This window comes from Hydrogenophaga sp., from assembly GCF_048549895.1.
Taxonomy (GTDB): Bacteria; Pseudomonadota; Gammaproteobacteria; order Burkholderiales; family Burkholderiaceae_C; genus Hydrogenophaga.
Genome location: NZ_JBLYYB010000154.1, coordinates 1 through 7,263, shown reverse-complemented (window position 1 = coordinate 7,263; position 7,263 = coordinate 1). Strand labels below are relative to the sequence as shown.

The window sequence follows — 7,263 nt, the reverse complement described above, 5'->3', positions numbered from 1 at the left end:
GGTCTGCCATCTACTACCTCGGCGTGGAGCAGAAGCACGTTGCTGATGAGACGATCGCCGATGTGGATGCGTCCGGACTGTGGGGTGGAAAAGTGGTCACCGAGGTCGAGCCGGCCGGTGATTTCTGGCAGGCCGAGCCGGAGCACCAGGACTATCTGGAGAAGCTCCCGGGCGGCTATACATGCCACTTCCCACGTCCCGACTGGATCCTTCCAAAGCGCAGAAAAGCTGACGAAAAGTAGGTCGCAACCGGGACTGCATCGGAACAGGCGTCAATGCCGTTGCCGCTGCACCGTCCACTGATGATGTTTCGGCCGCCGGATGCGCCAAGGCCCGTCAGAATCTCAACCATTGAAAAGGATCCTCATGTCCGATAACAGCTTCACCTCCCGCTCCGTCACTCGAGAGGCCGCCGCCCGCCTCATCGCCAAGACCATCGCCGCCGCTCAGCGCATCGGATTCGAACCGGTCGTCGCGATCGTGGATGTGGCCGGCAATCTGAAGGCGTTTGAACGCAGCGATCGCAGTTCCTATCTTGCCGTCAACATTGCCATCGACAAGGCCTACACCGCGGCATCTTTCGGCCTGTCGACAGCCCAATGGGTCGACCTTTTGGAAGACCGCGGCGCCTCGAACCTACGGCACGTTCCCCGCGTCATGGCCGCCGCTGGCGGGTTTCCAATCATGGAGGACGGTGCGATTATTGGCGGGATCGGCATTTCCGGGGGAAGCTGGGCGCAGGACCAGGAAGCTGGCGAAGAAGCCCTTCGCAATTTTTCCAAGTGACCTCGACACAACCCTAAAGGAAACACCCATGAAAGCCATCGGATACCGGACTCCATCGCCAATCTCGGCCGCGGATGCCTTCGTCGACATCGAGTTGCCCAAGCCACAACCAAAGGACCGCGACATCCTCGTCGAAGTAAAGGCCATTTCGGTCAATCCGGTCGATTACAAGGTCCGTGGCAGCACGCCGCCAGCAGAAGGCGCTGAGTGGAAGGTGCTGGGCTGGGATGTTGCTGGAATTGTCGCGGCGGTCGGCCCCGATGTGACAGGTTTCAAGGTGGGAGAGGAGGTCTGGTATGCAGGCGCCATCAACCGTTCGGGGGCAAACGCTGAATTCCATCTCGTCGATGAGCGTATCGTTGGGAAGAAGCCGTCAAAGATCGGCTGGGCCGACGCCGCGGCGCTCCCGCTGACATCGTTGACCGCATGGGAGGCATTCTTTGACCGCCTTGATGTGAAGAAGCCGGTTCCCGGCGCAGCTGCCGCCATCCTGATCATCGGCGGTGCTGGCGGGGTGGGATCAATCGCCGTTCAGATCGCACGCCAGTTCACTAGCCTCACCGTTATTGCGACGGCTTCGCGTCCTGAGACCAGGGATTTCGTCGCGTCGCTTGGTGCGCACCATGTGGTCGACCACTCGAAGCCGCTCGCTGGCCAGGTCGCGGCACTAGGCATCGGCGCTCCCGCATTTGTATTCTCAACGACGCAAACCGCCAAGCATGTCGACGACATCGCCGACTTGATCGCACCGCAGGGGCGTCTATGCCTGATCGACGATCCATCGGGCTTCGACATCATGAAGTTCAAGCGCAAGGCGGTATCGATCCATCACGAACTCATGTTTACGCGGTCCATTTTCCAGACCCCGGATATGGACGAGCAGGGGCGAATCCTCAATGCGATGTCTAGCGCGGTCGATGATGGAAGAATCCGCTCAACTGCCACGCAGAACCTCGGTCCAATTAATGCCGAAAACCTCAAGAAGGCGCATGCGCAACTCGAAAGTGGAACGACCATAGGTAAGGTCGTGCTTGAAGGCTTTGCTTGATCGAAGAAAGGGCGAGCCATATTCGACGCTGCTGAACGGCTATACCTGTCATCTCCCCCGTGGAGGCTGGGGGCATCCGAAGCGCTAGATCATTGGCGCTGCGCAGCCCGCAGCCAAGACTGCAGCGGAGAAGGCTTCACTGCCGTTGCCGTCGCGACGGCCCTGCTAGCAGCAGTCTTCGTGACTGCGTGGTCTAGCGATGCAGTCACCGACCCCCCGGCCTTGATGGGATGGTTGCATACCAGTTTGTCGCTGTCGAAGCCCCAAGGATAAAAACCATGCAAGGCCTTTCATCCTTTCCAATCACGCGGCGCTGGCCCGCATCTCATCCCGATTGCCTGCAACTTTATGCAGCACCCACTCCCAACGGCGTCAAGGTTTCGATCATGCTGGAGGAAATCGGCTTGGCGTACGAGCCTCACCTGATCGACATCTCAAACAATGAGTCGAAGGATCCAGCGTTCGTATCGTTGAACCCGAACGGCCGCATCCCAGCGATCATCGATCCAGCGGGACCCGACGGTAAACCTATTGCCGTATGGGAATCCGGTGCGATCCTTCTCTATCTGGCATACAAGACGGGCCAGCTCATTCCGAGCAAACCCGCCAAACGATACGAAACCCTGACCTGGGTGTTCTTTCAAATGTCGGCCATCGGCCCGACTTTCGGTCAGCTCGGGTTTTTCGTGCGATTTGGCGGTAAGGACTATGAAGACAAGCGGCCTCAAAAGCGCTTTACCGAAGAGTCCAAGCGCCTTCTGGGAGTCTTGGATCGCCAGCTTGAAGGTCGCGACTGGATCGTCGACGAATATTCGATTGCGGACGTTGCCACGCTGGGCTGGGTAAATGCGCTGGTTGAATCGTATGCCGCTGGCGAGATCCTTGGAATCAGCAACTACTCAAACATCCAAGCATGGCTCGCACGCGGGCTGGCTCGACCAGCGGTGCAGCGTGGTCTGCGCATTCCAGCGAGGCCAGCATGAGCGTTATCGCCGCCTACTACTACAACGAAGGAAAGCGAATCCGTGAAATCGCACTCGACGAGCGCTTCGAGCAGGATAAGGCGCGCTCGGGCTTCTGCTGGATTGCGCTTCGCGAGCCCAGCGCCGACGAACTTCACACGCTCCAAGCGGCGTATCACCTCCATCCGTTGGCAGTCGATAACGCAATGCACCCGCTTTGCCCGCCAAAGCTCGAGGTCTACAACGATGAGCTGTACATCGTCGCTCAAACCGCCGAGCTGGTCGGCGACCGGATCAGCTATGGAAAGACGGCGATCTTCACGGGTCACAATCACCTCATCACCGCGCGGCACGGCAACGGTGGAGCGCTAGGCAACCTTCGCGGGCAGCTCGAGGCTTCGCCGACGCTCCTGGGAAAGGGTGTCGACTACGTGCTGCACGCGATCTTGCACCGAATCGTGGACCAGTATTTGCCCATCTTTGAAATGATCGAGGATGACGTTCTGGAGATGGAGAGGAGATCGGTGGGAGACTTTCTTGGGCGAGAAGAGGTCGCCCGGATATTCAGTCTGAGGGGCGAACTCACGCGCTTCCAACGCACGCTCGGCGCTATGGCCGAACTGGTCAGAAAACTTGTCCGTGGACATTATCCCTGCATCAGTGCTGAAGTGAGACCGTACTTCGACGATGTCGCTGACCACGTAGATCGTGTGCAGTCCATGGTCAATGGTCTCCTTCAGGTCCTGAGGACGGTCTTTGAATTCAGCAGCCTGCTTGAGGCGCAACGGACGGGTGTCATCACTCGTCAATTTACGTCTTGGGCGGCAATACTGGCAGTCCCGGCGGCGATCGCTGGAATCTACGGCATGAACTTCAAGAACATGCCGGGGCTGGAGTCAACCTATGGATACCTCGTTGTGCTCGGGCTGATGGCGACGATCTGCCTGTTTCTGTACGTGCGCTTCAAGAAGGCAAAGTGGCTATGAATGCCGCATGTTGTGATCGTGTCGAGGTGAGGGCGACTACCTTCAATAGTCTTGGAGGGCCAGAAGGCCTGCGTGCCCTGCTGAAGAAGTCTCCGCTGTCGAAGGCCAACACTGCAGTCATCCTGCACGGAAACGCTGTGGCGGCCCTCGTCGTCATGGGAATAGAGCACATCGACGCCCCTGATGCTGTCGAGGAGGCTCAAAGCTTCGCTATACGGCTCGACGGCGAAACCGTGGTTGTTGAAAGCGCGAGTCGTTGCCTTGGTACTGAGGTCTTGGACCAAGTTGCGGTGCGGTTCACTCATTTCATTCCTGGCGTTCAATTGGGCAAGCCTGCGTCAGAAATTGCGCTTATGCGTGGGAGGTAAATGTGGAGAAGCTCGCTTTTGGAGGCGGATGCCATTGGTGCACAGAAGGGGTGTTCCAAGCGTTGCGCGGTGTCGAGAAGGTCGACCAGGGCTTTGTGCAATCAGATGCGCCGGCAGATACGTGGGCAGAAGGAGTGATCGTCACCTTCGATCCCTCCGTAATTCAGTTGGCAACGCTTTCCGAGGTTCATCTCAGAACACATTCTGCTACCAGGGCCCGTTCACTTCGCAGCAAATACCGCAGTGCGATTTACATCTTCGAAGATCGCCAACGGCATGAGGCCGAGCTGGCGATAGCAGGCTTCGCCCACGAGTCTGGCGATGCGGTGCATACCGCCGTTCTGCCCTTTAGAAATTTCAAGGCGTCGGACGAGCGTTACCAGAACTACTATCGAACCAACCCGAGCAGGCCTTTCTGCCGCCGCTATATTGACCCTAAGCTGGATCTCATCAGACGGCACTTCTCAGAGGTCGCGCTCCCTGAAGTGCGGACCTAGATGCGAAGAGAGTCTCCGGGGTAGTTTCTGCTTGGGTCCAAGCGTTTCCGACGCTCCAAGGGCGTCGACCAATCTGTTTGCATGTGACACGGAGATCGCGAAGGTGCTATCTACTGCGCATTGGTGCCAAAGAAAAGGATGATGCGCCGAGCGCGCTCAGGGAAAAGAGCTCTCTTGTGGTGTTTTCGTCCTTGACCAGGTCGGCTGACGGATGACCGACCAGGCGGACTCAGGGTGTGCCCCCAGTAAAATTCACAGATGTTATTGGTTAAACAAGAGCTGCTCGCGGCGCTCGCGAAAACGCTCGAATCTCTCTCGCCCGGCGCTGGCGCCAAAGCCGCGTTCGAGTCGCCCAAGGTGGCGGCGCACGGCGATTTCGCCAGCACGGCTGCCATGCAGCTCGCCAAGCCGCTTGGCCGCAAGCCTCGCGAACTTGCCGAGGAAGTGAGTGCATCGCTACTAGCCACGCCCTCTTTCGGGCAGTGGGTGCAGGCAGTCGAGGTTGCTGGCCCTGGTTTCCTGAACATCCGCTTGAAGGCGGTCGCCAAGCAGCAGGTCGTGCGCGAAGTGCTCGCCGCTGGTGATGCGTACGGTCGGCAGCCGGCTACCGGCGAAAAGGTGCTGGTGGAGTTTGTCTCGGCCAACCCGACCGGACCGCTGCACGTGGGACACGGCCGCCAGGCAGCGCTGGGTGATGCCATCTGCAACCTGCGCGCCTCGCAGGGCGATGCGGTGTACCGCGAGTTCTATTACAACGACGCGGGCGTGCAGATCCAGACGCTTGCCAGCAGCGTGCAAATGCGCGCCAGGGGTATGAAGCCGGGCGACGCTGCCTGGCCGAGCGGCGAAAAGGCCGCGGCATACAACGGCGACTACATCGCCGACATCGCCGAGGACTTCGTTGCAAAGAAGACCGTGAAGTCGGACGACCGCGTGTTTACCGCGAGTGGCGACGTCGATGACATCGATTCGATCCGTGAATTCGCCGTTGCCTACCTGAGGCGGGAGCAAGACCTCGATCTGCAGGCGTTCCGCGTGCGCTTCGACAATTACTACCTCGAGTCGAGCTTGTACTCTAGCGGACGCGTCGAATCGACGGTGGTCAAGCTGGTGGCCGCCGGCAAGACGTACGAGCAGGACGGCGCCCTCTGGCTGAAGTCAACCGACTACGGCGACGATAAGGACCGCGTCATGAAGAAGGGTGACGGCACGTACACCTACTTCGTTCCCGACGTGGCGTACCACATCGCCAAGTGGGAGCGGGGCTTTCATACGGTCGTCAACATTCAGGGTACAGACCACCACGGTACCATCGCACGCGTGCGTGCCGGCCTGCAGGGCGTGGACGAAAGCATTCCGGCCAGTTATCCCGACTATGTTCTGCACACGATGGTGCGCGTCATGAAGGGTGGAGAAGAGGTCAAGATAAGCAAGCGTGCCGGCAGCTACGTCACGCTGCGCGACCTGATCGAATGGACCAGTACCGACGCGGTGCGCTTCTTTCTGCTGAGCCGCAAGCCCGACACCGAATACACGTTCGACGTCGACCTTGCCGTGACGAAGAACAATGACAACCCGGTGTATTACGTGCAGTACGCGCATGCGCGCATCTGCTCGGTGTTGGCGAGCTGGGGTGGCGATGTGGCATCGCTGCACGATGTTGAACTTTTGGCACTTGAAGGCCCGGCCGCGCAGGCGCTCATGCTGCTACTCGCCAGATATCCAGAAATGCTGAACGCGGCAGCGAAGGATTTCGCGCCGCACGACGTCACGTTCTACTTGCGCGAGCTGGCCGCTAGTTACCACAGCTACTACGACGCCGAACGAATTCTTGTCGACGACCAGAGTGTCAAGAAGGCACGGTTGGCGCTTGTCGGTGCTACCGCGCAGGTGCTGCGCAATGGCCTCGCGATTCTCGGCGTCAGTGCGCCGACCAGGATGTGAGCGCAACCACGAAGCGTACGCAGCGCTCCGCGCCCTGAGGATGCCGAGCACAAACAGGTGATCCCACCTTATCCCGGTTCATGTTGGCAACCACCTGTACCCCCAACGATCACCGTGCTTGATGGCGTCCGGTGCATTGGTCTTTTGCCACGCCACCGCCAGCTGTTTCAAACCTTGCAACGCGATTTGCGCTACACGGTGCACGAGGTGGGCTTTCGGCTACTCGCACAGTCTGAGAAGAGTCACCTGTGGCGCGTGACTGAGCCAGTTGCAAAGCGAGCCGCTCAATCGTTTTGAGAAGCTGCGCTCCTGTGTTCGGCTTCGGAATCAGTTCCGAGACGCCGATGGTTGGCGCATTTTTTCTCAAATCGTCTGAGATGAATCCTGTCGTGATGACAACTGGTTTTCCAGGGTGTAGGCGAAGCAACTCTTTGGCAAGGCTTAGTCCATCCAACTCAGGCATGGCGTAGTCAAGGATGGCAAGGTCGTAGCCTATTGCCCCAGAGCAAACGTCATCCAGGGCCTTCTTGGGATGCAGATAGTGATGAGCGGGAAAACCCGCCTTCGTGAGCATGCGTTCAACCATTGATCCGATCAGCTCATCATCATCCACGTGAAGAATCGTTGTTTCTCGTTTCAAACGCGTCAGGAGTCCGTCATCACACATTTCTT

At 58.7% G+C, this 7,263-nt stretch carries 9 protein-coding genes; 8 read left to right on the top strand and 1 reads right to left on the bottom strand.

All coding sequences use genetic code 11. The features are described from left to right. The 8 genes from ACN4F8_RS15340 to argS form a co-directional block, all read left to right on the top strand. Positions 1–242 (top strand): peptide-methionine (S)-S-oxide reductase (locus tag ACN4F8_RS15340; RefSeq protein WP_419474349.1); only part of this gene is annotated, 242 nt, incomplete at its 5' end. A 124-nt stretch (positions 243–366) separates the two neighbouring features. Next, positions 367–786, top strand: coding sequence for a GlcG/HbpS family heme-binding protein (locus ACN4F8_RS15335; protein ID WP_026437747.1), 420 nt, complete (start codon positions 367–369; stop codon positions 784–786). Positions 787–814: 28 nt separating this feature from the next. Beyond that, a complete protein-coding gene (locus ACN4F8_RS15330; RefSeq protein WP_026437748.1) occupies positions 815–1,834 on the top strand; it encodes a zinc-binding alcohol dehydrogenase family protein in 1,020 nt (339 codons plus the stop codon). Between the two features lie 278 nt (positions 1,835–2,112). After that, a complete protein-coding gene (locus ACN4F8_RS15325) occupies positions 2,113–2,817 on the top strand; it encodes a glutathione S-transferase N-terminal domain-containing protein (RefSeq protein WP_026437749.1) in 705 nt (234 codons plus the stop codon). Beyond that, positions 2,814–3,782, top strand: coding sequence for a magnesium and cobalt transport protein CorA (locus tag ACN4F8_RS15320; protein WP_026437750.1), 969 nt, complete (start codon positions 2,814–2,816; stop codon positions 3,780–3,782). The genes ACN4F8_RS15325 and ACN4F8_RS15320 overlap by 4 nt, the downstream gene beginning before the upstream one ends. After that, positions 3,779–4,150, top strand: a complete 372-nt coding sequence (locus ACN4F8_RS15315) for a hypothetical protein (RefSeq protein ID WP_026437751.1) — start codon at positions 3,779–3,781, stop codon at positions 4,148–4,150. Before ACN4F8_RS15320 ends, ACN4F8_RS15315 begins: the two co-directional genes overlap by 4 nt. 2 nt (positions 4,151–4,152) lie before the next feature. Continuing rightward, a complete protein-coding gene (locus tag ACN4F8_RS15310) occupies positions 4,153–4,647 on the top strand; it encodes a peptide-methionine (S)-S-oxide reductase (protein WP_026437752.1) in 495 nt (164 codons plus the stop codon). Positions 4,648–4,905: 258 nt separating this feature from the next. Further along, the gene (argS, locus tag ACN4F8_RS15305) at positions 4,906–6,591 is read left to right on the top strand and encodes an arginine--tRNA ligase (protein WP_026437753.1); all 1,686 of its coding nucleotides are present in this window, start codon (positions 4,906–4,908) and stop codon (positions 6,589–6,591) included. 109 nt (positions 6,592–6,700) lie between these two features. Here the strand turns inward: argS and ACN4F8_RS15300 are convergent. Beyond that, the coding region (locus ACN4F8_RS15300; protein ID WP_419474348.1) for a response regulator at positions 6,701–7,263 on the bottom strand (563 nt) is incomplete at its 5' end.

What these genes read in the sequence shown, in the direction of transcription:
- ACN4F8_RS15320 (WP_026437750.1), top strand. Translation starts at nt 2,814, where the DNA reads ATGAGCGTTATCGCCGCCTACTACTACAACGAAGGAAAGCGAATCCGT.
- argS (WP_026437753.1), top strand. Translation starts at nt 4,906, where the DNA reads ATGTTATTGGTTAAACAAGAGCTGCTCGCGGCGCTCGCGAAAACGCTC.
- ACN4F8_RS15325 (WP_026437749.1), top strand. Translation starts at nt 2,113, where the DNA reads ATGCAAGGCCTTTCATCCTTTCCAATCACGCGGCGCTGGCCCGCATCT.
- ACN4F8_RS15315 (WP_026437751.1), top strand. Translation starts at nt 3,779, where the DNA reads ATGAATGCCGCATGTTGTGATCGTGTCGAGGTGAGGGCGACTACCTTC.
- ACN4F8_RS15335 (WP_026437747.1), top strand. Translation starts at nt 367, where the DNA reads ATGTCCGATAACAGCTTCACCTCCCGCTCCGTCACTCGAGAGGCCGCC.
- ACN4F8_RS15330 (WP_026437748.1), top strand. Translation starts at nt 815, where the DNA reads ATGAAAGCCATCGGATACCGGACTCCATCGCCAATCTCGGCCGCGGAT.